25 protein-coding genes are annotated in these 22,613 nt (G+C 60.9%); 13 read left to right on the top strand and 12 right to left on the bottom strand.

From position 1 onward, the window contains the following. Nucleotides 1–191: 191 nt before the first annotated feature. The 3 genes from cobS to QA646_RS14360 all read left to right on the top strand — a co-directional run bounded on the left by cobS (nt 192) and on the right by QA646_RS14360 (nt 4,195). Nucleotides 192–1,181: a cobaltochelatase subunit CobS gene (gene cobS / locus QA646_RS14370; protein WP_283056096.1), complete on the top strand. Its 990-nt coding sequence runs from the start codon at nt 192–194 to the stop codon at nt 1,179–1,181. 19 nt (nt 1,182–1,200) lie between these two features. Continuing rightward, nucleotides 1,201–3,093: a cobaltochelatase subunit CobT gene (gene cobT, locus QA646_RS14365; protein WP_283056095.1), complete on the top strand. Its 1,893-nt coding sequence runs from the start codon at nt 1,201–1,203 to the stop codon at nt 3,091–3,093. A gap of 85 nt (nt 3,094–3,178) precedes the next feature. Further along, nucleotides 3,179–4,195 carry an esterase-like activity of phytase family protein gene (locus QA646_RS14360; protein ID WP_283056094.1) on the top strand — a complete coding sequence of 339 codons (1,017 nt, stop codon included), beginning with the start codon at nt 3,179–3,181 and terminating at the stop codon, nt 4,193–4,195. A gap of 45 nt (nt 4,196–4,240) precedes the next feature. Here the strand turns inward: QA646_RS14360 and QA646_RS14355 are convergent, their stop codons facing one another. Next, complete coding sequence (locus tag QA646_RS14355) at nt 4,241–4,756, bottom strand: DinB family protein (protein ID WP_283056093.1); 516 nt, start codon at nt 4,754–4,756, stop codon at nt 4,241–4,243. A gap of 114 nt (nt 4,757–4,870) precedes the next feature. Here QA646_RS14355 and QA646_RS14350 point away from each other — a divergent pair, with 114 nt between their 5' ends. Further along, the gene (locus QA646_RS14350) at nt 4,871–5,503 is read left to right on the top strand and encodes a TetR/AcrR family transcriptional regulator (protein ID WP_283056092.1); all 633 of its coding nucleotides are present in this window, start codon (nt 4,871–4,873) and stop codon (nt 5,501–5,503) included. Nucleotides 5,504–5,597: 94 nt separating this feature from the next. Here QA646_RS14350 and QA646_RS14345 read toward each other — a convergent pair whose 3' ends face one another. Together QA646_RS14345 and rpmB are read right to left on the bottom strand one after the other, a co-directional pair. Beyond that, nucleotides 5,598–6,233, bottom strand: a complete 636-nt coding sequence (locus QA646_RS14345) for a queuosine precursor transporter (protein ID WP_283056091.1) — start codon at nt 6,231–6,233, stop codon at nt 5,598–5,600. Nucleotides 6,234–6,345: 112 nt separating this feature from the next. Next, nucleotides 6,346–6,645 (bottom strand): 50S ribosomal protein L28, encoded by a 300-nt coding sequence (gene rpmB / locus QA646_RS14340; protein WP_283056090.1) that lies wholly within the window; start codon nt 6,643–6,645, stop codon nt 6,346–6,348. 237 nt (nt 6,646–6,882) lie between these two features. On the opposite strand from rpmB, the gene QA646_RS14335 reads away from it, so the two are divergent. Together QA646_RS14335 and QA646_RS14330 are read left to right on the top strand one after the other, a co-directional pair. After that, complete coding sequence (locus QA646_RS14335; RefSeq protein ID WP_283056089.1) at nt 6,883–7,659, top strand: DUF3108 domain-containing protein; 777 nt, start codon at nt 6,883–6,885, stop codon at nt 7,657–7,659. 43 nt (nt 7,660–7,702) lie between these two features. Next, nucleotides 7,703–8,602, top strand: a complete 900-nt coding sequence (locus QA646_RS14330) for an EamA family transporter (protein WP_283056088.1) — start codon at nt 7,703–7,705, stop codon at nt 8,600–8,602. Between the two features lie 51 nt (nt 8,603–8,653). On the opposite strand, the gene QA646_RS14325 is transcribed toward QA646_RS14330, so the two are convergent. The 3 genes from QA646_RS14325 to gloB form a co-directional block, all read right to left on the bottom strand. Then, entirely contained in the window at nt 8,654–9,811 is a 1,158-nt protein-coding gene (locus QA646_RS14325; RefSeq protein WP_283056087.1) for an esterase, read from the bottom strand. A gap of 132 nt (nt 9,812–9,943) precedes the next feature. Further along, complete coding sequence (locus QA646_RS14320; protein WP_283056086.1) at nt 9,944–10,369, bottom strand: cupin domain-containing protein; 426 nt, start codon at nt 10,367–10,369, stop codon at nt 9,944–9,946. Continuing rightward, nucleotides 10,369–11,139, bottom strand: coding sequence for a hydroxyacylglutathione hydrolase (gene gloB / locus QA646_RS14315; RefSeq protein WP_283056085.1), 771 nt, complete (start codon nt 11,137–11,139; stop codon nt 10,369–10,371). Before gloB ends, QA646_RS14320 begins: the two co-directional genes overlap by 1 nt. 53 nt (nt 11,140–11,192) lie before the next feature. Here gloB and QA646_RS14310 point away from each other — a divergent pair, with 53 nt between their 5' ends. The 3 genes from QA646_RS14310 (at nt 11,193) to QA646_RS14300 (ending at nt 14,111) form a co-directional block, all read left to right on the top strand. Next, nucleotides 11,193–11,972: a class I SAM-dependent methyltransferase gene (locus tag QA646_RS14310; protein WP_283056084.1), complete on the top strand. Its 780-nt coding sequence runs from the start codon at nt 11,193–11,195 to the stop codon at nt 11,970–11,972. Between the two features lie 103 nt (nt 11,973–12,075). Continuing rightward, on the top strand, nt 12,076–13,185 hold the full coding sequence (hisC, locus tag QA646_RS14305) for a histidinol-phosphate transaminase (protein ID WP_283056083.1): 1,110 nt from the start codon (nt 12,076–12,078) through the stop codon (nt 13,183–13,185). Beyond that, complete coding sequence (locus QA646_RS14300) at nt 13,182–14,111, top strand: prephenate/arogenate dehydrogenase family protein (protein WP_283056082.1); 930 nt, start codon at nt 13,182–13,184, stop codon at nt 14,109–14,111. The genes hisC and QA646_RS14300 overlap by 4 nt, the downstream gene beginning before the upstream one ends. 163 nt (nt 14,112–14,274) lie before the next feature. Here the strand turns inward: QA646_RS14300 and QA646_RS14295 are convergent, their stop codons facing one another. Next, the gene (locus QA646_RS14295) at nt 14,275–15,297 is read right to left on the bottom strand and encodes an IS5 family transposase (RefSeq protein WP_283055989.1); all 1,023 of its coding nucleotides are present in this window, start codon (nt 15,295–15,297) and stop codon (nt 14,275–14,277) included. 235 nt (nt 15,298–15,532) lie between these two features. Next, nucleotides 15,533–16,546: a DUF2125 domain-containing protein gene (locus QA646_RS14290; protein WP_283056081.1), complete on the bottom strand. Its 1,014-nt coding sequence runs from the start codon at nt 16,544–16,546 to the stop codon at nt 15,533–15,535. Nucleotides 16,547–16,597: 51 nt separating this feature from the next. Here QA646_RS14290 and QA646_RS14285 point away from each other — a divergent pair, with 51 nt between their 5' ends. Continuing rightward, on the top strand, nt 16,598–17,131 hold the full coding sequence (locus QA646_RS14285) for a gamma-glutamylcyclotransferase (protein ID WP_283056080.1): 534 nt from the start codon (nt 16,598–16,600) through the stop codon (nt 17,129–17,131). A gap of 34 nt (nt 17,132–17,165) precedes the next feature. Here the strand turns inward: QA646_RS14285 and QA646_RS14280 are convergent, their stop codons facing one another. The 4 genes from QA646_RS14280 to ftsE all read right to left on the bottom strand — a co-directional run bounded on the left by QA646_RS14280 (nt 17,166) and on the right by ftsE (nt 20,554). Next, nucleotides 17,166–17,966: a 1-acyl-sn-glycerol-3-phosphate acyltransferase gene (locus QA646_RS14280; protein WP_283056079.1), complete on the bottom strand. Its 801-nt coding sequence runs from the start codon at nt 17,964–17,966 to the stop codon at nt 17,166–17,168. A gap of 97 nt (nt 17,967–18,063) precedes the next feature. After that, nucleotides 18,064–18,786 carry a YdcF family protein gene (locus tag QA646_RS14275; protein ID WP_283056078.1) on the bottom strand — a complete coding sequence of 241 codons (723 nt, stop codon included), beginning with the start codon at nt 18,784–18,786 and terminating at the stop codon, nt 18,064–18,066. 69 nt (nt 18,787–18,855) lie between these two features. Then, a complete protein-coding gene (locus tag QA646_RS14270) occupies nt 18,856–19,803 on the bottom strand; it encodes an ABC transporter permease (protein WP_283056077.1) in 948 nt (315 codons plus the stop codon). A 91-nt stretch (nt 19,804–19,894) separates the two neighbouring features. Next, nucleotides 19,895–20,554: a cell division ATP-binding protein FtsE gene (ftsE, locus tag QA646_RS14265; protein ID WP_199773495.1), complete on the bottom strand. Its 660-nt coding sequence runs from the start codon at nt 20,552–20,554 to the stop codon at nt 19,895–19,897. A 209-nt stretch (nt 20,555–20,763) separates the two neighbouring features. Here ftsE and QA646_RS14260 point away from each other — a divergent pair, with 209 nt between their 5' ends. The 3 genes from QA646_RS14260 (at nt 20,764) to QA646_RS14250 (ending at nt 22,603) form a co-directional block, all read left to right on the top strand. Next, entirely contained in the window at nt 20,764–21,429 is a 666-nt protein-coding gene (locus QA646_RS14260; protein ID WP_283056076.1) for a hypothetical protein, read from the top strand. An 85-nt stretch (nt 21,430–21,514) separates the two neighbouring features. Next, nucleotides 21,515–22,057: a hypoxanthine phosphoribosyltransferase gene (hpt, locus tag QA646_RS14255; RefSeq protein ID WP_283056075.1), complete on the top strand. Its 543-nt coding sequence runs from the start codon at nt 21,515–21,517 to the stop codon at nt 22,055–22,057. A gap of 186 nt (nt 22,058–22,243) precedes the next feature. Further along, nucleotides 22,244–22,603 carry a response regulator gene (locus tag QA646_RS14250; protein WP_283056074.1) on the top strand — a complete coding sequence of 120 codons (360 nt, stop codon included), beginning with the start codon at nt 22,244–22,246 and terminating at the stop codon, nt 22,601–22,603. The last annotated feature ends 10 nt before the right edge of the window (nt 22,604–22,613 follow it).

The following is a 22,613-nucleotide window of genomic DNA, read 5'->3' as shown; positions in this document are numbered from 1 at the left end:
TTTCTTGTCCGGGACTCTGTTCAAGAATGCTCGCAAGCGATCATGTCGTCGCGCCGAGGTTTCGCTTCAGTCCCGGAGAAGTATCGCCGTTGTTCCGACCTGACGGATGCGGACAACAAGCTGCGGCGTCACGGATCAAAAACGGCTGAGATTGATATGGCTGGGTGACAGTCACCCGCCCTGGAGACATGATGAGCAAGATTGACCTTGATATTTCCGAGCTTCCTGACACGACCGTTTCGGTCCGTGAAGTCTTTGGCATCGATTCCGATATCCGCGTCCCGGCATACAGCAAGGGCGATGCCTATGTGCCCGACCTCGACACCGACTATCTCTTCGATCGCGAGACGACGCTCGCCATTCTCGCCGGCTTTGCCCATAACCGCCGCGTGATGATCTCGGGTTATCACGGCACGGGCAAGTCCTCCCACATCGAGCAGGTCGCAGCCCGCCTCAACTGGCCGTGCGTGCGTATCAACCTCGACAGCCATGTCAGCCGTATCGACCTCGTCGGCAAGGACGCAATCGTCGTCAAGGACGGGCTGCAGGTCACCGAATTCAAGGACGGCATCCTGCCCTGGGCCTACCAGCACAACGTCGCCCTCGTCTTCGACGAATACGACGCCGGCCGCCCGGACGTGATGTTCGTCATTCAGCGCGTGCTGGAATCCTCCGGTCGTCTGACCCTGCTCGACCAGAGCCGCGTCATCCGTCCTCACCCGGCTTTCCGCCTGTTCGCGACCGCCAACACCATCGGCCTTGGCGATACGACCGGCCTCTATCATGGCACGCAGCAGATCAACCAGGCGCAGATGGACCGCTGGTCGATCGTGACGACGCTGAATTACCTGCCGCACAACAACGAAGTCGACATCGTGCTCGCGAAGGTGAAATCCTTCCGCAACGATAAGGGCCGAGACATCGTATCCAAGATGGTGCGCGTCGCCGATCTGACTCGCGCAGCCTTTATGAATGGCGATCTGTCGACCGTCATGAGCCCGCGTACGGTCATCACCTGGGCGGAAAATGCGGAAATCTTCGGCGATGTCGCCTTTGCCTTCCGCGTGACCTTCCTCAACAAGTGCGATGAGCTGGAGCGGCCGTTGGTCGCCGAGCAGTATCAGCGCGCTTTCGGCGTCGAGCTGAAGGAAAGCGCCGCCAACATCGTGCTCGAAGCCTAAGAAGAAGAGCCAGCAAGTCATGGCAGGTCGCGGAGACAATTCCAAAGGGAAGCCGGGCGCTCCGGTGGACATGGAGCCGTTGCGTCGGGCGATTACCGGCTGCGTGCGCTCGATCGCCGGCGATGCTGAGGTTGAGGTGGCCTTCGCCAACGAGCGCCCCGGGATGACGGGCGAGCGTATTCGCCTGCCGGAGCTTTCGAAGCGGCCGACGGCGCATGAGCTGGCGGTGACGCGTGGCCTTGGCGATTCCATGGCCTTGCGGCTCGCCTGCCACGATGCGCGCGTGCATGCCACCATGGCGCCGCAGGGCGCCGATGCTCGCTCGATCTTCGATGCGGTCGAACAGGCTCGCGTGGAATCGATCGGCGCGTTGCGTATGAGCGGCATGGCCGCCAACCTCAATTCGATGAATTCGGAAAAATACGCCAAGGCGAATTTCACCGGCATCGAGCGACAGGAAGACGCGCCGCTCGGCGAGGCGATGGCGATGATCGTGCGCGAGAAGCTGACCGGCCAGCAGCCGCCGGAAAGCGCCGGCAAGGTGCTCGACCTCTGGCGTTCCTTCATCGAGGACAAGACCCGCGGCGAACTCGACCATCTGCTTTCTGCCATCAACGATCAGCAGAGCTTCGCGCGTGTCGTGCGCAATATGCTGTCAGCCATGGACATGGCCGAGGAATACGGTGACGAGGAGATGGAGCCGGATTCCGATGAGGAATCTGCCGAGGAGGACAAGCCGAGCGGCGAGGATCAAGATGATCAGGATGTCGAGAGCGATGATGGCTCCGACTCCGCGCCTGCCGAGGACAGCGAAGCTTCCGACGAGCAGATGGACGATGGCGAGATGGACGGCGCCGAAATCTCCGACGACGACATGAGCGAAGAGGGTGAAGAGGATTCGGAAACGCCGGGCGAAACTCGCCGTCCGAACACGCCCTTTGCCGATTTCAACGAAAAGGTGGATTACCACGTCTTCACCGAGGAATTCGATGAGACGACCACGGCGCAGGAACTCTGCGACACGGTCGAGCTCGAGCGCCTGCGTGCCTTCCTCGACAAGCAGCTTGCGCATCTGCAGGGTGCCGTGGGGCGGCTCGCCAACCGGCTGCAGCGCCGGCTGATGGCGCAGCAGAACCGCGCCTGGGATTTCGACCTTGAAGAGGGATATCTCGACCCGGCACGGCTGACGCGCCTGATCATCGATCCGATGCAGGCGCTCTCCTTCAAGATGGAGCGCGACACGCAGTTCCGCGATACGGTGGTGACGCTGCTGATCGACAATTCCGGCTCGATGCGCGGCCGGCCGATCACCGTCGCCGCCACCTGCGCCGATATTCTGGCGCGCACGCTGGAACGCTGCGGCGTCAAGGTCGAAATCCTTGGCTTCACCACCAAGGCCTGGAAGGGCGGGCAGGCGCGCGAGAAATGGCTTGCCGGCGGCAAGCCGCAGACGCCTGGCCGGCTCAACGATCTCCGCCACATCATCTACAAATCGGCAGACGAGCCCTACCGGCGGGCGCGCACCAATCTCGGCCTGATGATGCGCGAAGGCCTGCTCAAGGAAAATATCGATGGCGAGGCGCTGATCTGGGCGCATAACCGCCTGCTCGGCCGCCGTGAGCAGCGCCGCATCCTGATGATGATCTCGGACGGCGCGCCGGTTGACGATTCAACGCTGTCGGTCAATCCGGGCAATTATCTGGAGCGGCACCTGCGCGCCGTGATCGAGCAGATCGAGACGCGTTCTCCCGTGGAACTCCTGGCGATCGGCATTGGCCACGACGTCACGCGCTACTATCGCCGCGCCGTGACGATCGTCGACGCCGACGAGTTGGCCGGCGCCATGACCGAGCAGCTCGCATCGCTGTTCGAGGATCAGTCAAGCCTGCCGCGCATGCGTCGCGCAAGCTGAATAGCCGATAGTCAAACGCGCATCGGTCCCCCGCGGCCGATGCGTCCATCGATCCTCCGTCAGTTGCAAGGTCCCGTAAGAGCCCATGAAACGCCTTTGCCGCGCGACCATGCTTGTGATGCTGCTCGCCGGCTGTGGCTCTGTGGATACTTCGGAAGGTGGCTCTGCGGATATCCACGCGACTGCGATTTCGGCGTTCAAGCCCGGTTCCGAGCAGACACGATTCGGTGCGCTCGAATTTCTCGGCGGTCTCGAACTCAGCTCCGGCAACGCGCTCCTCGGCGCCCTCTCCGGCATCCGCTTCCGTCCGGACCAGCGGCATTTCGTTTCGGTCCTGGATACGGGCCATTGGCTGACGGGGACCATCGAGCGCGATGAGGAAGGCAGGCTGAAGGGTATCGTCGATGCCCGTATCATGCCGATGGTCGACCGTTTCGGTGCGACGGATGCCGGCAAGGGCGCGATGGATGCGGAAGGGCTGGTGTTACGGGGCAACCACGTGCTCGTCAGCTATGAGCAAAATCATCGCGTCGATACCTATCCCGATCCCGGTTTCGAGACATCGCCGCCGGATGGCAGCATCCCGATCCTGATCCCGAAGAGGCTGTTACGAGCCAATCGCAGCCTGGAAGCGCTGATGATCGCGCCGCAATCAAGCCCGCTGGCGGGAGCAGTGGTGATCGTCGCGGAGCGCAGTCTGGACGATCAGGGCAACATGCTGGCGGCGATCCTGGATGGACCTTTGGAAGGCCGCTTTACAGTGCGCCATACCGACGATTTCGACGCCAGCGACGGCGTTTTTCTGCCAGGCGGCGATCTGCTGCTGCTGGAGCGGCGCTTCGATCTCGCGCATGGCATCGGCGTGCGTATCCGCCGCATTGCCGGTGACGATATCAAGCCGGGCGCCGTCGTCGACGGCGATGTCATCTTCCAAGCAGGGTCCAATCTGCAGATCGACAATATGGAAGGGCTGGACGCCTTCCGGGCCGCCGACGGTACGATCCACCTGATCACGGTCTCCGATGACAACCATTCGATTCTGCAGCGAAGCCTGATGCTGGAATTCCGGCTGAGGGACGATACGGCCGTTAGCATGAAATAGCGGCCCGGGCCTCCTCAGGACATAGCGACGACGGTGCCGGCCTGATCATCCCCAAGCCGGCTCGCGACGTACGGGCTCGATCGTGTGAAGATAGCCGGTAAAGGTGTCGGGCGGCGATGAGCCGGTTAGTTGGGTGATGATCTGGCCCACTTCGCCGCGATGATAACCGCCATGGGCGATGACATGACCCAGCATCTCCTGGCGCGACATTCGCCCATATCCGCCATCCGAGAATTTGAACGCTATCGATTCCGTCAGGTCCTCGGCGCTCAATTCCGCGACATAGTCGACATACCAGCGGTCCGTTTCCCTGACGGCGTTGTACAGTTCCTCGAAAGCCGGCGCTTCATCAGCACCGGTTCTCGTATAGGCGTGTTCGCGACGCTGGAGGTTGGACGCGAAGATCCGGTCAACTATGTGGGCATGATTGAGGATCAGGATGGCCACGCGGCGTTCGTCCGCAGGTATATTGGCACTAAGGGCGTTCAAGCCCGAGAACAGCCCTTCGTCGGCCCAGGCCTTGTATTGGAACAGCGACGTCAAAAGCGTCTGCGCACTCATTTCAACTTCTCCCGATGAGGTCCGCCATTGCGCGGCGTTTTGGTCTAAGACATGCGCTCGCTTTTCATGGACAAAATGTGAGCGTATGCTCAGATTTTACACGGAGCCCTTCGCTTGACTACTCGCCTTTCTCCGCAACGCAGAAGCATGCGCAAGGCGCCGCGGCAACAGCGATCGCGCGCCACGGTGGCTGCCATCGTGGAGGCGGCAGCTCGCATTCTGGCGCAGCGTGGCTGGGCGAATTTCACCACCAATGAGGTCGCCGCAGCCGCGGGCGTAAGCATTGGTTCGCTTTATCAGTATTTCCCGAACAAGCTGGCGCTTGCCGAAGCGATCCTGCAGCGGCATCTCAACGATATCCTCGCCGCCTGGTCTGCGTCGGGCGACTGGAGCGAGACCTCGACGCTCGATGAGCGTGTGACGCAATTGATCGATGGCGTCATTGCGGCCCATTCGGTCGACCAGGCGCTGCACCGCGTTCTGCTGAACGAAGTGCCGGCGGCGCCGCGTTCTGCTTACGAAGAGTTCGAGAGAGAATATCAGAAGCGCTATCGGGCCGTGATCGCCGCGAGCTCGGGCAAGCGCAATCGTGCTCGTGACGAGGTGGCGGGACGGATGCTTGCCGCCGCCATCGAAGGGGTCGTCCATGCCGCCGCGAATCGCGATGAACTTGAGTGGGAGGTCTTGAGGATAGAACTTGGCGATCTCGTCCGCGCCTATCTGCGGCACCGCCAGCAAACGGCTTGAGACAGGGTGAGAAATGTCGATGGGCGAGGCTGCATGAAACAACCGGGAGGAGTTTCGGGCGCTCCCGGCCGCTTCACAATTCAGGTGCTTGCGGTCAGGCGCGCACCTGCTGCTGCATCGGCTTCAGCACGTTCATCAGCGCGCTATAGGGCAGCAACATGACGAGACCGACGGTCACCTTCACCGAGAAATCGCCGATCGCCCAGGAAATCCAACGCGGTGCCGAGGTCGAGAAAACGCCGAGGATCGGTGCCCAGTCGATCGCGAAGGGATCGTTGGGGCCGAAGAAGACGAAGAAAGGCGCGAAGGCAAAGGAGAAGAACATCGCTGTGTCCAGCATCGAGCCAATCAGTGACCCGAACAGCGGCGCACGCCACCAGGCCATGCGGCGCAGGCGGTTGAACACCGAGATATCGAGAAGCTGGCCGGCGAGATAGGCCGAACCGGAGGCGATCGCGATACGCGGCTGTGCGGTGAAGAAGGAGAGCGTCACGCCGACGACGAAACCCGCGAACACCACCTTGCGCGCAGCCTTCGGACCGAACTGGCGGTTGGTCAGGTCGGTGATCAGGAAGGCGACGGGATAGGTGAACGCGCCCCAGGTGAGGATATCCGCGAGATTGATGCCGGCGAGCGTCGCCTGCAGCGGATACTGCACGAGGATATTGGAGGCGACGACGACGAGCGTCATCAGCAGAACATAGATAAACGTGTAGCGTGATTTCAGCATTTTTTTATCCTGGGTGATGCCACCAGTTGGAGGAAAACCGGACATGGAAAAAGGCCTGTCCGGAGGTTATCCGTGCAAGCCTTTTAGCCCGTATGATATCGAGAAGTGTCGCTTAAGCGGCTACGGCAGCTTCAGCGGTCTTCTTGACGATCTGGCGACGCAGCAGGCGGGCGCGCATGCTGAGCTCGTTTTCGCTTGCCTTGATAAGGAAAGCGTCGAGGCCGCCGCGATGCTCGACCGAGCGGAGTGCTGCAGCGGAAACGCGCAGACGATAACGCTGGCCAAGAACGTCAGAAATCAGCGTGACCTGGCAGAGGTTCGGCAGGAACCGACGCTTGGTCTTGTTGTTGGCGTGGCTGACATTGTTGCCCACGAGGACGGCCTTGCCGGTCAATTCGCACATGCGGGACATGGAACACCTACTTTTGTTTTTCTAGGCCATCGGATAGTCATCCCGGGCAAAGCCCGGCGCGCAATCCAACAGGCCATAATTGGAAAGTTGCGGTTCTATAGTCAGCGCGGCCGGCTACGTCAAGCCAAACCTTGAGCTTTCCCGCAATTCCGTCAAAAAGCTGCTGTTTTCTCATTGTCGCAGCGGGTGCATAAAGCGCCTATATATGCTGCCTGCTCTTTGTTGAAGGCTTTGGTCATGGTTCATTTTCGAAGGTGGCTTTTCATTTCGGCCCTGCTGGCGTCGATGCCCTCGCTGGCATTGGCCGAAGAACTGCGGCATGAAACGCAGTATCGCGTGGCGCTTGCCGGCTTCCCGATCGCGAGGGCGGATTTCAAGACCGAGGTCAAGAACAAGCAGTTTACCATCCGGGGCGATATCACGTCGGCCGGTCTTGCCGATCTTGTCACGTCAATCGATGCGAAAACCGATGTGTCCGGCACCGTCGGCGACAACAGGCTGCAGGCGACGCACTACACGCTCTATTACAAGAGCGGCAAAAAGGAACGCACCTATGATGTCGCCTATACCAACGGCAACGTGACCTCGAATACGATCACGCCGGAGCCAAAACGGCCGCAAAGCTGGATTCCGCTCAGCGACGGAGATCTGCATTCGGTGCTCGACCCGATTTCCGGGATGATTTTTCCGATTACCCCCAATCTCAATCTCTGCAATCAGACCTTGCCTGTCTTCGACGGCGAGATGCGCATGGATCTGAAACTCTCGCCGAAGGGATCGCACCCGTTTTCGACGGAAGGTTTCAAAGGCAAGACAATCGCCTGCGGTGTGCGCTTCACGCCGAAGAGCGGCTACAAGGGAACGCGCAAGGATTACCTTTATCTCGCCAAGAGCGACGGCATGGAGATCTGGTTTGCCAAGGCGGATGCCATGAATGTATATGCGCCTGTCTACGTCCGTATCCCGACGCAATATGGGACAGTGACGATCACCGCGGTGAAATACGGCAGCTAAACGGGCTTCAACAGACGCCCGCGGCGACAGACTGGGGGCGGAGTTGAAGTTTCGCGCGACATTGACGGGATTTGCGGCCATCGTGATGTGGTCGTTCCTGGCGTTGCTGACGGTGGCATCGGGCAAGATGCCGCCGTTTCAGTTGCTCGCCGTCTGTTTCGCCATCGGCAGCATTCCCGGTATCCTTGTTCTTGCATTGAAGCCGGAGCGTCTGCGGCTGCTGCGCCAGCCGGCCAAGGTCTGGGTCACCGGCGTTGCCGGGCTGTTCGGCTATCATTTCCTCTATTTCACCGCGCTGCGCCATGCGCCGGCCGTCGAGGCGGGCTTGATCGCCTATCTTTGGCCGCTGCTGATCGTCGTCGGCTCGGCGCTTTTGCCGGGCGAACGGCTGCGCTGGTACCATATCGTCGGCGCGCTGATGGGGCTTGCCGGCACAGTGCTGATCGTCGGCCGCAACGGGTTTCACTTCGAGGGCGCTTATGCCATCGGCTACGGCGCGGCATTTCTTTGCGCCTTCACCTGGTCCGGCTACTCACTGATCACGCGCCGGTTCGAGGCGGTGTCGACCGATGTCGTCACCATCTTTTGCCTGGCGACATCGGCCCTTTCCTTCGTCTGCCATCTTGGCCTGGAGGATACGATCTGGCCGGACGCGGCATCGCAGTGGGTCGCCGTGCTTGGGCTCGGCCTCTTTCCGGTGGGCGCTGCCTTCTATGCCTGGGATTACGGCGTCAAGAACGGCGATATCCAGATTCTCGGCGCGGCCAGCTATGCCGCGCCGCTGCTCTCGACCCTGATCCTGACATTGTTCGGCTTTGCCGAACCAAGCTGGGACATCGCACTTGCCTGCCTTCTGGTCACCGGCGGGGCGGTACTGGCAGCACACAGGATGATCCTGCGTCGCAACGGTGACGGAGCGGCGCAGGCGGAGGCAGCGGAATAGGCTCTCGGCCGCCGAGACATACACGCGGCGGCCGAGCCTGCCATCGGTCTGCTACTTCTTGAAGACCTTCTCCAGGAATGCGATCAGCGATGGCCGCCAGACATCCATTTCATGCTGGAGGTCCGGATATTCTTGGTAGTCGTGCCTGATTTTCTTCTCTTCGAGCGTCGCCTTCAGGCCGGCGACATCCTTGCCGACGACTTGATCCTTGCTTCCGACCGTCACCGTGAAGTTGCGTAGCGTCTTGTTGATCCTGTCCGGATCGTTCAAGGCGGCGTCCACCGCTTTGTCCGGCACGGTGGTCGTGCTGACGCCGCTGAAGGTCGCGACCCAGCCGAAGGTGCCGAGATGCGTAAGGCCGGAGACGAGCGCCTGGTATCCGCCCTGCGACAGGCCAGCGACCGCGCGTCCATCGGCATCGCTGCGCACCTGGTAATGGTCTTTCATATAGGGGATGAGATCCTCGATGAGCTCTCGATCCGCTGCTTCGGCATTGACGGGATAGAAGTCCTTGCGGCGTTCGGCGGCGGGGAAATTCTCCGCAATTGCGTTCGGCACGTCGGTTTCCGTGTCCGGAATGACCACGATCATCGGTTCGATCTTCTTTTCCGCCAGCAGATTGTCGAGGATCTGCGGTGCTCGGCCCTGCGCAATCCAGGACGCGACCGTGTCGCCGAAGCCGTGATAGAGATAAAGCACGGGAAAGGGCTTCGACGGGTTGTCGTAGCCGGGCGGCGTGTAGATGTACATCTGGCGCTCCGAATCGAGCGCCTTGGAATGCAGCGTCACCAGCCGCAGGTCGCCGTGCGGAACGTTGCGCGTATCGAGGATGCTGCCAGGCACCAGGATGAGGCTGGTATTCACTTGTCGCTGCGGCTTGGGCGAATTCGTGCCTGGATCGATGCTGCGAAAGCCGTCGATGTTGAAATAGTATTCATAGAGGTTGGGCTTCAACGGCTCGGTCTTGGCAGCCCATAAGCCGTCATCGCCGCGTTGCAGCGCGATCGGATCGTGCCAACCGAGAACCACGGTCACGGCTTTTGCCGAAGGGGCGTAGAGGCGGAAGGTGATCGATCCGTCCTTCTCGACCGAGGTGACGAATTCCTTCAGCGGGCGTTCCGCCGGCGGCGCGGCAGGAGCGTCAAGGGCAGCGGCGGGAAGGCTCATGATGCAGCCCGCCAGAACAAACATGGGAAACAACACACGCACGAAATAACCTCCACCACATCAATCAATTTTCTCTCTCTCCGTGCAAAGCTGACGCAGCGCGACGCCTTTTCAAGGTGCCTGAACACAAAGCAGCGACCTTGAGTCGTGCTTCATATCGATAAACGGAAAAGTTCAGGCCGGCGAAGGCTTCCAATCCGGAGCCGCCATTTCGAAGCTGGAAAATTCGAAGCCCGGCGCAACAGTGCAGCCAACGAGGGTGAAGTCTCCGAGGCTTTCGGCGGCCTGCCACCAATCGGCGGGGATGATCGCCTGCGGACGCTCGCCTTTTGCCAGATCGATGCCGAGGACGATCGTCTCGCTCGCCTTGCCGTCGGCGGAGCGATGTAGCGCGAGCGGCGCGCCTGCATAATAGTGCCAGACCTCCGCGGCATCGCGCACCCGATGCCAATGCGAGCGTTGGCCCGCCTGCAGGAGGTAGTAGATTGCGGTCGAATGGCCGCGGCTGCCGCCATGCTCGTCACGGAATGTCTGCACATACCAGCCGCCTTCCGGATGCGGCTGCATGGAAAGTGCCTCGATGATCTCTTCCGGGCGCATCAGAAATTGTCCTTGCGCTTGCGGATTTCAGCAAAGACTTCCTCGTTGCTGCGGCTTTCCATCAGCAGATGCCGCCGGATCGACGGATCGGCGGCGCGCAGGAAGGGATTGGTCTCCTTCTCCAGCGCGAGCGTCGTCGGAATGGTGAATTTGCCTTCGGCCCTCATGGCTTCGATATCGGCGGCGCGCGCCTTCAGCCTTTCATTGTCGGGATCTATGGTCACGGCAAAGCGGGCGTTGGACAGCGTATATTCGTGGCCGAAATAGATTGCCGTTTCGTCCGGCAATACGGCAAGCTTCTGCAGGGACGCCCACATATCGGTCGCCGGCCGTTCGAACAGCCGGCCGCAGCCGAGCGCAAAGAGCGTGTCGGCGGCAAAGAGCAGTTTGTCATCCTCGAAGTGGTAACAGACATGGCCGGCGGTGTGGCCCGGTGTCTCGATGACATTGACGGTGTGATCGCCGAACTCGAAGGTGTCACCGTCGCCGACGGCGCGGTCGATGCCGGGAATGGCGACGGCTTCGTTGATCGGGCCGATGATCTCGCAGCCGAATTGCTCCTTCAGCGCCAGATTGCCTTCGACATGATCGGTGTGATGATGGGTGGTAAGGATGTGGGTAATCGTCCAGCCACGACGCTTGGCGGCCGCCAGAATCGGTCCGGCTTCCGGTGCGTCGATCGACGCCGTATAACCGCTTTCGGGATCATGGACGAGCACGCCGAAATTGTCGGAGCGGCAGATAAATACCTCTAATTCCAAGGGTTTCATGGTCGAAATAGTCCTCATCGATGCGGTTGAATCGGAATGTAGGCGGTTCGGCCTTGAAGTCCAACGGGCGGCTGATAACATTTGCGACGATGCACGCCGATATCGTCGATCTTCGTCAATTCTATCATTCCGAGCTCGGGCGCTTGGCCGAGCAGTCTATCGCAATGGCGCTTGCCTCGATCTGGTCGCGGCTGCCGGAAGAGCGTCTTGTCGGCCTCGGCTATGCCGTTCCCTATCTCGATCGTTTCCGCACCGATACCGAGCGCACTTTCGCCTTCATGCCGGCGGGGCAGGGCGCCGTGAACTGGCCGGTGGATTCGGCTTCGTCGACAGCATTGATCTTCGATGAGGAATTGCCGCTGCCGGATAGTTCCATCGACCGGGTGCTGATGGTGCATTCGCTGGAATTCGCCGAGAGCCCGCGCGAGACGCTGAAGGAGCTTTGGCGGGTGCTGGCGCCCGGCGGGCGGCTGGTCATCGTCGTGCCGAACCGCACGGGTGTGTGGGCACGCATGGAGCATACGCCCTTCGGCTCCGGCCGGCCCTATTCGCGCGGGCAGCTCACCTCCCTGCTGCGCGAGACCAATTTCACGCCGGGAGCGACGGCCGAGGCGCTGTTTTTTCCTCCCTCGAAACTGCGCACGGTCCTGCGTCTCAGACGCGCTTTCGAGCGGATCGGACGCACCCTCTGGCCGGCTTTTTCCGGCGTCATCATCGTCGAGGCGCAGAAGCGGCTCTATCAGGGCCTGCCGGTCGCCGTCCGCGCCTCGCGCCGCGTCTTTGTGCCGGTGCTGGCGCCGCGCGGCATCCCGACGACGCGCGGCGGTGCATAGTCGGAGCGGTGAACCGCGAACACTCGACAAATTCGTCAATCCGCATTAATGCCACGGGGGTGTCTAAAGCCGGAATTTTCCGGCCCTTCCCAAGGTCGATCCCATGAGCATGGAAATGAACAAGCCTGTCCCGCGCCCCGGCATTCTCGATATCGCCGCCTATGTGCCGGGCAAGGAGCATGCGCCCGGTGTGGCGCGGGTGTTCAAGCTCTCCTCGAACGAGACGCCGTTCGGTGCAAGCCCCAAAGCCATCGAAGCCTTCCGCGCAGCCGGTGAACACCTGGAACGCTATCCGGACGGGCAAGCCACGGAATTGCGCCAGGCGATCGCCGACATCCATGGCCTGAACACCGCCAATATCCTCTGCGGCAATGGTTCCGATGAGCTACTCGGCCTGCTCTGCCATGTCTATCTCGGACCCGGCGATGAGGGCATCATCACCGAGCACGGCTTCCTGATCTATAAGATTCAGATCTTGGCTGCGGGCGGGACGCCGGTCACGGTCAAGGAGAAGGATCGCACCGTCGATGTCGACGCGATCCTTGCCGCGGTCACCGAGCGGACCAAGATCGTCTTCATCGCCAATCCGGCCAATCCGACAGGCACCTATGTTCCGGTCAGCGAAATCCGCCGCCTGCAGGCGGGTTTGCCGAAGCATGTGGTCCTCGTGCTCGACGCTGCCTATGCCGAATATGTCCGCCGCAACGACTATGAGGCCGGCCTCGAGCTCGTCTCGTCGAATCCCAATGTCGTCATGACCCGCACCTTCTCGAAGATCTACGGGCTTGCGGCGCTGCGCGTCGGCTGGATGTATGGGCCTGTCGATGTGGTGGATGCGCTGAACCGCGTGCGTGGCCCGTTCAACATGAACGCGGCCGCCATTGCGGCAGGCGCGGCCGCCATCCGCGACCAGGCCTTCACCGAGAAGGCGGTGGCGCACAATACGCTATGGATCGAGAAGGTGACGAAGGCCTTCGAATCGATCGGCCTCGAAGTGACGCCGTCGGTCGCCAACTTCGTGCTCGTCCATTTCCCCGACATCGAGGGCAAGCGCGCCGCCGATGCCGACGCGTTCCTGACCAGCCGCGGCTATATCCTGCGCGCGGTGCGCGCCTATGGCTTCCCCAATTCGTTGCGCATGAGCATCGGCACGGAAGAGGCCAATCTGGGTGTCATCGATGCGCTGACCGAATTCATGGGACGCAAGGCATGAGCAGCGTCCAGTTCGATCGTATCGCGCTGATCGGCATCGGCCTGATCGGCTCGTCGATCGCCCATGATATCAAGCGGCTCGGCCTCGCCAAGGACGTGGTGATTTCGACCCGCAGCGCCGAGACGCTGAAGCGTGCCGAGGAGCTTAATCTCGGCGACCGCTATACGCCGTCGTCAGCCGAAGCCGTTCGGGATGCCGATCTCGTCATCATCTCCGTGCCGGTCGGCGCCTCGGGAAGCGTCGCCGCGGAAATCTCCGCGCATCTGAAGCCCGGCGCCATCGTCACCGATGTCGGCTCGACCAAGGCGTCGGTCATCGCGCAGATGCAACCGCATATGCCGGGCAATGTGCACTTCATTCCCGGCCATCCTATTGCGGGCACGGAGAAGTCCGGGCCTGACGCCGGATTTGCCGGGCTGTTCGAAGGCCGCTGGTGTATCTTCACACCGGTCCCCGGCACGGACGAGGCCGCCATCAAAAAGCTTCGCCGTTTCTGGGAAACGCTCGGCTCGCGCGTCGATGAAATGGATGCCGCACACCACGACAAGGTGCTGGCGATCGTCTCGCATCTGCCGCATCTCATCGCCTATAACATCGTCGGCACGGCTGATGATCTGGAGGCGGTGACGGAGTCGGAAGTCATCAAATATTCCGCCTCCGGCTTCCGCGACTTCACTCGTCTCGCCGCTTCCGACCCGACCATGTGGCGTGACGTCTGCCTGCACAATCGCGATGCCATTCTGGAAATGCTGGCGCGTTTTTCGGAAGATCTCGCCTATCTGCAGCGGGCAATCCGCTGGGGCGAGGGGGACAAGATCTTCGATCTCTTCACCCGCACCCGCGCCATTCGCCGCTCGATCGTCGAGGCCGGCCAGGATGTCGACGCCCCGGACTTTGGCCGTCACGCGCTGGATGGGAAGAAGTAGTATGCAATATCTTCTCCCCGGAGGGGACCGTTGCATAATAGAGTGAAAGGACACGGCTTGAGGGATAGGGTCGTGTTTTGGGGTCCGCTATGTTGGTTAGCGGGCTGATTTTGGGTGGCTGTTTTGGGTTTGAGTGGGCGGCGGACGGAGTCCGAGCCCTGGCTCAGGCGCTGAGCGTCACCCAGCGACGCATGTTGAAGGCGATTGCCGTCATCAGCACCTGGGCTTGCGCCTTGATTAGTCCCCGATAACGAATGACCGAAAGACCCATGCGGCGCTTCCATGTGGCAAAAGTCGTCTCGACGGCAGCGCGCCGGCGGGCGATCAGATCATTCAAGCGTTGCAGCTTCGGCGGCAGTGTGCGGTGATGTTTGTTGGGCCGGCGCATCAGCCGCGCCTTGATGCCTCTGGCCTTCAGCTTCTTCTCGCGGGCATGGGTATGATAGGCGCTATCGGCCAATACCGCCTGTTCGTCACCGCAGATCAGATCATCGGCGCAGACCGTGTCGTTGACATTGGCCGGGGTGGTGATCAGCCGGCGGATCAGGCCCGAGCCCTCATCGACACCGACATGGGCCTTGTAGCCGTAAGACGAGCCCTGCCGGCCCTTGCGCCGTGTGAAACGGGCATCCGGGTCGCTCAGCTTCACCAGCGGCGCCGTGTCCACGTCATCGTCATCTCCTGCTGGTTCGCCAACCTGCTGTCCGGGCAGGCGCTCCCTCGGCGGCCGAGCGGCTCCCGTCTCGATGATGGTCGCATCCAGCATCGTGCCACGCCGCAGAATCAACCCGGCTTTGTCCAATTGACTGTCGAGTTCCGCAAACAGCACCTCCAGAAGTCGCGCCTCGATCAGATGGTTGCGGAACCGGCACAAAGTCGTGTGATCGGGAACAGCTTCTCCCAAGCTTAGGCCAACAAAGCGGCGGAACGACAGCCGATCGTACAGTGCTTCCTCCAGCTCCATGTCCGATAGGCCGTACAGCGACTGCAAAAGCAGCGCCTTGAACATGATCAGCGGCGGATAGGCCGGGCGGCCCGCAGCCGCGTCATTGCGCAGCCGCTGCAGCACCTTCTCGAACCGGTACCATTTTACAAGTCCCGATAACCGATCCAGACGCTGATTGCCACCACTCGCCGGCATCAACGCATCCGCAAAACTGAACTGACCAGTCCGTTTCATCGCCATGCTAATCGTCCCCGTTCAACAACAGGGAATCATATCCAACCAATTTTGCAATAGTCCCCGGCGGGGAGAAGGATGCGCGTAAGCGCAGGTTGAGAGGGCGTTGCATTGTCAGATTGCCTTTCGCTCGCCGCTCAAGGCATTCGCAGCTTCGCTGCGAGTCCCCCTTCATCCGGCCACTCGCGGCTTCGCTACGCTCAACCGTTCGCGTCCACCTTCTTCCGGGCGAAGGTAAAGGTCAGATCGGCGGAACCTTCCCGAGCGGGATGAAGCCGCTCAGGGACAGGCGTCCATGATCGGCGGTGAGATCGACAGAGACCTTGTCACTGCCGGCTGCGAGCGATTTCAGGAGCTTGGTGGCGGTATCGATCATGTTCTTGGCCGCCGGGATCGTTGCTTTCAGGCTGTCGCCCCATGGCCCGATCTGATTGATCTGCAGTTTGAACTGGCCGGACAGAAAGCCCTGATCGTCGAAATTGAAAGGGCCGGTAAGCGTCATCACGCGGCCGTCGCCGATATCGATCACCACCTGACGCAGAACGCCGGCCGCACCGTAAAGGCCGTGTCCGTCACTGCCGTCGAGCAGCCCGGCCTTGCCGGTCAGGGTAATATCGGCGCTTGTCGATGCCGTCGGCAGCGTCTGCGGAAAATCCTTGATAACTGCCGTGGCGTTTTCGATGTCGATTGCCAGCTCGAGGTCGTCGCCGTTCTGGCGGGCGTGCATTTCTGTGTGGGCAGCGGTCACGTCAGCGCTCTGGCCGGTGAATGAGGAGACGATGCCGGCCTTCAGGCCATCGATGACGGTCTGGCTCTGCGAGACACCGCGCCCCTTGGCGACGAGGTTCGATTGCAGATTAGCCCATTCGGCCGACACTGTCAGGCCCTGCGCCGTGCGGATTTCCGCCGGCGATTTCAGGCTCCAGCCGACATGGTTCGGCTGATAGACCGGTGCCGAGGCATTGAGATTGTCGAAGGAGGCGGAAACACCCTTCACATGGTCGTCGACGGTCACCTTGGCGCAGGAGAGGCCGATGGAGAAGGGAAAGCCGCTGGAGGCCATGTCGCTGCATTCGCCCGAGATGCCGGCGGCGTTCTGCTCGCCGAGCGCCTTCAACACCGTCGTTTTTACGATCGTGGTCGCGTAAAACCAGCCGCCGGTATAAAACCCGGCGAGGACCACGATCAGACCTAGCCCGATGAGCCACATGCGTTTGCCTCTGCCGGATGCTACGCTCTGGCTTGACGCTGCCATGTTGTTCTCCAATGGTTGAACCGATGTGTTCACAGTGATTTGGCGTGGGATATGGACGAATTTTGGGTGTTTGGCTACGGATCACTCATGTGGAATCCGGGGTTTAGCTATGTTGAAAAAGCAGAGGCCTTGATTTTCGGCTATCGCCGCTCCCTCTGCGTTCATTCCTGGGTCCATCGCGGGACGGAGGCAAAACCCGGCCTGGTGCTCGGCCTAGACCATGGCGGCTCCTGCCGCGGCATGGCATTCAGCATAGCCGCCGCCGAGTGGGACGAGATACTGAATTATCTACGCGAGCGCGAGTTGGTCACCAACGTCTATCTGGAAAAGAGGCTGCCTATTCGCCTTGCGGATGGCCGGAGGGTGACTGCCGTCGCCTATATTGTCGACCGGAACCATCAGCAATATGCCGGCACGCTCGATGCCATAGAGGCTGCCCATATTGTCGATTCCGCCGTCGGACAGTCCGGACCGAACGATGCCTATGTCTTCAATACGTTGACACATCTGCGCGAGATGGGCATTCGCGACCAGTGGCTGGAACAGGTGGTGGGCGAGATCGAGCGGAAGCGGAAAGCATCCTGATCGACCTTCTCCCGCCGAGCCGAAGGCGTTCCGCTTAAACCGCGGCCGCCATTTTCGCCTTGGCGATCTCATCCAGGCGTTTTGCCGCCGTGGGCGGGACCGGCAGATGCGGGTTGTTGGCGATCGTTTCGACCAGCAATTCGTCGCTTGCCTTTTCCGTCTCCTCGACCAATCGCGCAAAGAAGACGTCCGGATCAAGGCTGGGCGGGATCGGCGGCAGGATACGCACCTTGAAATGGCCGGGATATTTGCGGAAGGTGCGGCGCGGCCAGAACAGGCCGGGATGCATGGCGACCGCGACGACAGGAATATCGAGATCGCGATACATGCGGGCGATGCCGTACTTATAGACCGGCTCGGCCCCCGGCGGACGGCGGGTACCCTCGGGATAGATGATCAACTGACGGCCGGTGGACAGCTCTTCCCGCGTGCGTTTCAGCACGTCAAACATCACCTTGCCGCGGGCGCTGCGGTCGACCGGGATCATGCGCTGTTTCTTCGCATACCAGCCGAACAGCGGAATCCACATCAGCTCGCGCTTCAGAATGTAGACGGGATCGTCGAGATAGGGCAGCAGCGCGAAAGTATCCCAGAAGGATTGATGCTTGGGGGCGAAGATGTAGCTGCCGGCTGGAATATTCTCCAGGCCCTCAATTTCGAAAGTGGTGCCGACGATCTTCTCCATCAGCCAGACGCTGGATTTCGCCCAGGCCTTGGGGATGGCATAGCCGGCCTTGCGCGGCATCAGGAAATAGATCGGTGAAAGCACGATCATGCGAATGATCAAGTTGGCATAGAAGGTCGTATTGAACAGGATCGAACGCAAAGTGATCATCAAGGCTTTCCCAACACGCCGGCTTTCGCCAGCATCCGAAGCTTTGCCTACACGATTACGCTGTCAATAAAAAGCCAGTCGCGTGTTGCCGACCATCTTAGCTCCGATCATCGTCCGCTTCCCGCGAGCGCAGGCCGACCGGGCGTCCCAGGCCCGTGAGATTGCGCGCGCCGGCGAGAAGAACCTTAACATATTCGGAGAGCATGGTGCGCAAGGCATTGGGATCGGTGAACCAGTTCGTGGTCTTGAGATCGGAATTGACCACCGGGTATGGGATGAAATCCGTGGCCGGATCGACATATTTCAGCTCGGCCAGGCTGCGCGGCATATGATAGTTGTTGGTCACCACCAATATGCTCTTGTAGCCTCTGGCGTGGATCCATTTCGCGGCCTCGCGTGCATTGCCGATGGTGTCGAGGGCGTCATAGCCGACATCGACGCAGCAGTTGAAGAGACTGACGGGGCTTTGGGTCAGCCTGCGGATTTGCGACGGCGTGGTGGTCGGATGGACGCCGGAGATCAGCAGCCGGTTACCGGCGCCGGTGCGCAGCAGTTCCACCGCTTGGCCTATGCGCTGATAGCCGCCGGTCAGCACGACGATGGCATCCGCCTTCGGCTCGGGTGGCGGCTTCAGCGTGGTGATCGAATCGGCGAAATGCAGGAAGCCGCCGAAAACTATGGCGACAAGGATGATGAAGCCGAAGCCGCCCCAGCGCAAAAACCGACGGAAGAGGCTGCGCCGCACAGGCCTGTCGCTGCGGGATTGCTCCCGCAACGTCTGCGAACTCACGGTTTTGCGAGTCGTCAGGTCCATGCTCATGATTCGTCATTATGCGCAAATTGCGGCAAGGAACGGGTCGTTAAATCGTAAAAAATCATCGCCGTAGCGTCAATTCTGCACAGTTTCGGTCCTCCCGGGGTCGGAGCGGATCAAATCGATCTCATAAATGGTGCGCATGACGGTGAAGCGCGCCGTGACCGTGGTGAGCAGGGCGATGATGATCATGGTGGCGAAAATGCCGAGATAGCCGAGCGCGCCGACCGAGAATGTGCCGAACAGAGCGGTTGCCTGATCGGTCTGCGGCGTGGCGATCGTGCGGCTTTGCAGAAAACCGGCACTGGCGAAGAACAGGGCGGCGAGCGCGCTGCCGGCAGCCGAGCCCTTCAGGCTGATCTTCAGGAAATGCTTCTGGAATTCGGTGGCGACGAAGGTGCCCTCGGCGCCGACGAAGTGCAGCACCTCGACGATATGGCGGTTGCTCGATAGCGCGCCGCGTGTGGCAAAAACCACGGTCAGCACCATGGCGGTGAAAACCAGGAGCAGCACGCCGGTGCCGATGAGGACGGTAGTATGCGCCATCGAAACGAGCCGATCGACCCAGGTGCGGTGATCATCCAGCGTTGCCTGCGGAATCTGATCCTTGAGGAGGTTGCGCATCGCCTCGAAATCGGGGGGATGCGTTTCGTCGATGGTGATGATCACCAGGCGCGGGACCGGCAGCTCCTTGAGGTCGAGGCCGGCGCCGAGCCAGGGTTCGAGCAGGCGAGCCGTCGCCGCCTCGTCGACGATCTGGCCGCTTTTGGTGCCGACGAAACCGAGCGCGATATCGCGGGCGCTGGCGAGCGCCTTGTCCATGTCGAGATTGTCGTCCGGCTTGATCTGGATGGTGATTTCGCGGGAAATCTGGCTTTCCCAGCTTGCCGCCGTCGAGCGCACCATGCTGACGGCGCCGAGCGTCAGGCAGGCAAGGAAAGCCATGATGGCGATGACGACGATCAGCGCATTGCCCTGGATATTGGAGGACGGCACGATCGGTCCGGTCGGACGCACGCGCATTTCCGGCCGTCTTCTCTCCGGCGGAGATGCGACGGGTCTTTCCTGGTTGTTGGCAGCCCCGGTATTCGAGGCTCTCCTGCGGCGGTCGGGCTCAGTCATAGATATCGAGATGCCCTCCCGATAGAATCATGCGCCGGGCCTCGATCTGATCCATGAGAGTGAGATCGTGCGTGGCGATGACGACCGCCGTGCCGAGGCGATTGAGTTCGAGGAAGAGATTGAGCAACCGCCGCGCCATGGGTGGATCGACATTGCCGGTCGGCTCATCGGCGAGCAGGATCTCCGGGCGGTCGATCAGGGCGCGGGCAATGGCGGCACGCTGCTTCTCGCCGCCAGAGAGAACCGGCGGCAACACATTGATGCGCTCGCCAAGGCCGACCCATTTCAACAGTTCCAGCACGTCGGTGCGATAGGAGCTTTCCTCCTTGCCACGTACGCGGAGCGGCAGCGCGACGTTTTCATAGGTGGTCAGATGTTCGAGCAGCCGGAAATCCTGGAAGACGATGCCGACACGGCGGCGCAGGAGCGGCAGTTCGTTGCGCGGGATCGAGGAAATCTCGCGGTCGAACATGCGGATCAGTCCGCGGGTCGGCTGCAGCGACATGAAGAGAAGCCGAAGCAACGTCGTCTTGCCGGCGCCGGAAGGTCCCGTCAAGAACTGGAACGATTTTCTCGGAATGTCGAAGGTCAGGTCGCGGAGGATTTCCGGACCCATACCATAACGCAAACCGACGTTCTCAAAATGAATCAACGGGCAGTCCACTCTTCCGCAGTGTTCAATCAGGCGACTTGTTAACCAAGGGCGTTAACAGCCGGTAAATTTTGCTGGAAAGGCGCCCGATTCATGGCGATCTTTGCGAAGCATTAACCATTAAAATTTACGACTGGGCAGGATTCGTTTCAATGCCCAGAATTTAGGTGGGCGTGAAACCATGTGGATCACCGGAAAAGGAGGTCGTCATGGGCACTTTTCGCCACCGCCAACCGCAGGCGGGATTGATCTATGACCTGTTGCCGCCCGAACGCGCATTGGGTTCGGGACTGGCACGCCGCTTCGGGCCGAAGCCGGATGTCGTCGACGCCGAGTTCGTGACGGTCATCCCCAGCCGTATCAGGACCGTTGCGAGCGGTAATGTAAGCGACAGGGTTTCCCGCCCCACGCAATCGCCGCGGCCGGCCCCCAAGGGCGCTTTGTTTCACGCATTGACGGGCCTACGCCTTGCCGAAGGCTGGCTGCAGCAGGCTTCACGCCGCAGCTTCGTGGCGCTCATCGTTGCTCTGGCCATCCTGGTCTTCGGTCTTGCCGGCGGCTTCGCGGGGTTATCGGGCACACCGGCACAGGCCACCTCTGAGCCGTTGCAGTTTTCCCATGTGACACTGACGCCGCGCGACGAGAACGGCATGCGGGTGCTCACCGTCAACGGCATCATCGAGAACGAGACCGGCGCGACGCTCTCCGTGCCCCCTGTCCGCGCCGATATCTTCTCCGGCGGGCAATTGCTGACGAGCGTGGTGGTGAACCCGCCGGTCAACCGCATCCGGCCACATGAGAGCCGCGGATTTTCCACGCGATTACAGCATCCCGGCGGAAAAATGCCGGATGTTCGCCTTTCCTTCATGCAGTAGGGGTGTGTCGGCCCTCCGGATTGTGCTACGGGCTAGAGCTTGATCGGCGGACAAGTGCCGCAACAGCTATGGAGCATGCCATTCAATGCCTGTCGTACGCGGGAAGAATATCGAGCCGCTTTTCACCGCCGAGCAGATCGCCGAGCGCAATCGCGCCATGGCGAAGGAAATCGCCAGCGGACCGACGAAGGACCTCCTCGTCATCGCCATTCTCAAGGGCTCGTTCATCTTTGCCGCCGATCTGCTGCGTGCGCTGCATGACACGGGGTTGGCGCCGGAAGTCGAATTCATCACGCTCTCCAGCTATGGTGCAGGCACGGTTTCCCAGGGCGTACGGATTGTCAAGGACATCGACAGCGATGTCCGAGATCGCGATGTGCTGCTGATCGACGACATTCTGGAATCCGGTCGTACGCTGCGATTTGCCAAGGAATTGCTCTACGAGCGCGGCGCCCGCCACGTCACGCTCGCGGTGCTGCTCGACAAGAGCGTCAAGCGCCAGGAAGAGCTGGAAGCCGACTATGTCGGTTTCGAATGCCCCGACTATTTCGTAGTCGGCTACGGCATGGACGTTGCCTACGCCTTCCGCGAACTGCCTTTTGTCGGCGTAGTAACCGGGGACGCCTGAGATTTCGGGGTCAGAAACGGCTGCCGGTTTTGGGACAACCCCATCCTCCGGCAATCTGTCCCAATACGCTCCAGCGATGACGACTCATTAACCACGGAGCCGTATCGCACCGTCGCCGTTTACCGATCGCAAACGGAATTCTGGTGATTTCGGTCGCGGAACATGACGGACCACGGAGCATAGACCATGGCAAAAATTTTGATCACCGAAGACGAAGATTCTCTTCGCACCTTTGTCGCCCGCGCCCTGCGCTTGGACGGCCACGAGACCGAAGAGGCGGCCGATGGCGCTGAAGGTCTGGAGAAATTGAGACAGGGCGCTTACGACCTGCTGCTCTCCGATATCCGCATGCCGGTGATGGACGGCATCGAACTGGCGCATCAGGCTGCCTCGACTTGCCCTGGGATGAAGATACTCTTGATGACCGGCTATGCCGAGCAGCGCGAACGCGCCGACGACCTCATGGAAAAGATCGTCGATGTGGTTTCCAAGCCCTTCGCCCTGCCGGACATCCGCAAGGCGGTTGCTCGTGCGCTCGCTGCTTGAACGGCAAGAT

The organism is Rhizobium sp. CB3090, assembly GCF_029714285.1.
GTDB lineage: Bacteria > Pseudomonadota > Alphaproteobacteria > Rhizobiales > Rhizobiaceae > Rhizobium.
Note: the sequence above shows the minus strand (reverse complement) of the source record. Positions and strands in the feature narration are given on the sequence as shown.

Excerpts from the sequence above, each read along its gene's own strand:
- QA646_RS14360 (WP_283056094.1), top strand. The coding sequence starts at position 3,179 with ATGAAACGCCTTTGCCGCGCGACCATGCTTGTGATGCTGCTCGCCGGC.
- QA646_RS14280 (WP_283056079.1), bottom strand. The coding sequence starts at position 17,966 with ATGATCACTTTGCGTTCGATCCTGTTCAATACGACCTTCTATGCCAAC.
- QA646_RS14300 (WP_283056082.1), top strand. The coding sequence starts at position 13,182 with ATGAGCAGCGTCCAGTTCGATCGTATCGCGCTGATCGGCATCGGCCTG.
- QA646_RS14250 (WP_283056074.1), top strand. The coding sequence starts at position 22,244 with ATGGCAAAAATTTTGATCACCGAAGACGAAGATTCTCTTCGCACCTTT.
- cobT (WP_283056095.1), top strand. The coding sequence starts at position 1,201 with ATGGCAGGTCGCGGAGACAATTCCAAAGGGAAGCCGGGCGCTCCGGTG.
- QA646_RS14285 (WP_283056080.1), top strand. The coding sequence starts at position 16,598 with ATGGACGAATTTTGGGTGTTTGGCTACGGATCACTCATGTGGAATCCG.
- QA646_RS14345 (WP_283056091.1), bottom strand. The coding sequence starts at position 6,233 with ATGCTGAAATCACGCTACACGTTTATCTATGTTCTGCTGATGACGCTC.
- QA646_RS14320 (WP_283056086.1), bottom strand. The coding sequence starts at position 10,369 with ATGCGCCCGGAAGAGATCATCGAGGCACTTTCCATGCAGCCGCATCCG.
- QA646_RS14270 (WP_283056077.1), bottom strand. The coding sequence starts at position 19,803 with ATGCGCGTGCGTCCGACCGGACCGATCGTGCCGTCCTCCAATATCCAG.
- QA646_RS14290 (WP_283056081.1), bottom strand. The coding sequence starts at position 16,546 with ATGGCAGCGTCAAGCCAGAGCGTAGCATCCGGCAGAGGCAAACGCATG.
- gloB (WP_283056085.1), bottom strand. The coding sequence starts at position 11,139 with ATGAAACCCTTGGAATTAGAGGTATTTATCTGCCGCTCCGACAATTTC.
- QA646_RS14260 (WP_283056076.1), top strand. The coding sequence starts at position 20,764 with ATGGGCACTTTTCGCCACCGCCAACCGCAGGCGGGATTGATCTATGAC.
- QA646_RS14275 (WP_283056078.1), bottom strand. The coding sequence starts at position 18,786 with ATGAGCATGGACCTGACGACTCGCAAAACCGTGAGTTCGCAGACGTTG.
- hpt (WP_283056075.1), top strand. The coding sequence starts at position 21,515 with ATGCCTGTCGTACGCGGGAAGAATATCGAGCCGCTTTTCACCGCCGAG.
- QA646_RS14355 (WP_283056093.1), bottom strand. The coding sequence starts at position 4,756 with ATGAGTGCGCAGACGCTTTTGACGTCGCTGTTCCAATACAAGGCCTGG.
- cobS (WP_283056096.1), top strand. The coding sequence starts at position 192 with ATGAGCAAGATTGACCTTGATATTTCCGAGCTTCCTGACACGACCGTT.
- hisC (WP_283056083.1), top strand. The coding sequence starts at position 12,076 with ATGAGCATGGAAATGAACAAGCCTGTCCCGCGCCCCGGCATTCTCGAT.
- rpmB (WP_283056090.1), bottom strand. The coding sequence starts at position 6,645 with ATGTCCCGCATGTGCGAATTGACCGGCAAGGCCGTCCTCGTGGGCAAC.
- QA646_RS14295 (WP_283055989.1), bottom strand. The coding sequence starts at position 15,297 with ATGGCGATGAAACGGACTGGTCAGTTCAGTTTTGCGGATGCGTTGATG.
- QA646_RS14335 (WP_283056089.1), top strand. The coding sequence starts at position 6,883 with ATGGTTCATTTTCGAAGGTGGCTTTTCATTTCGGCCCTGCTGGCGTCG.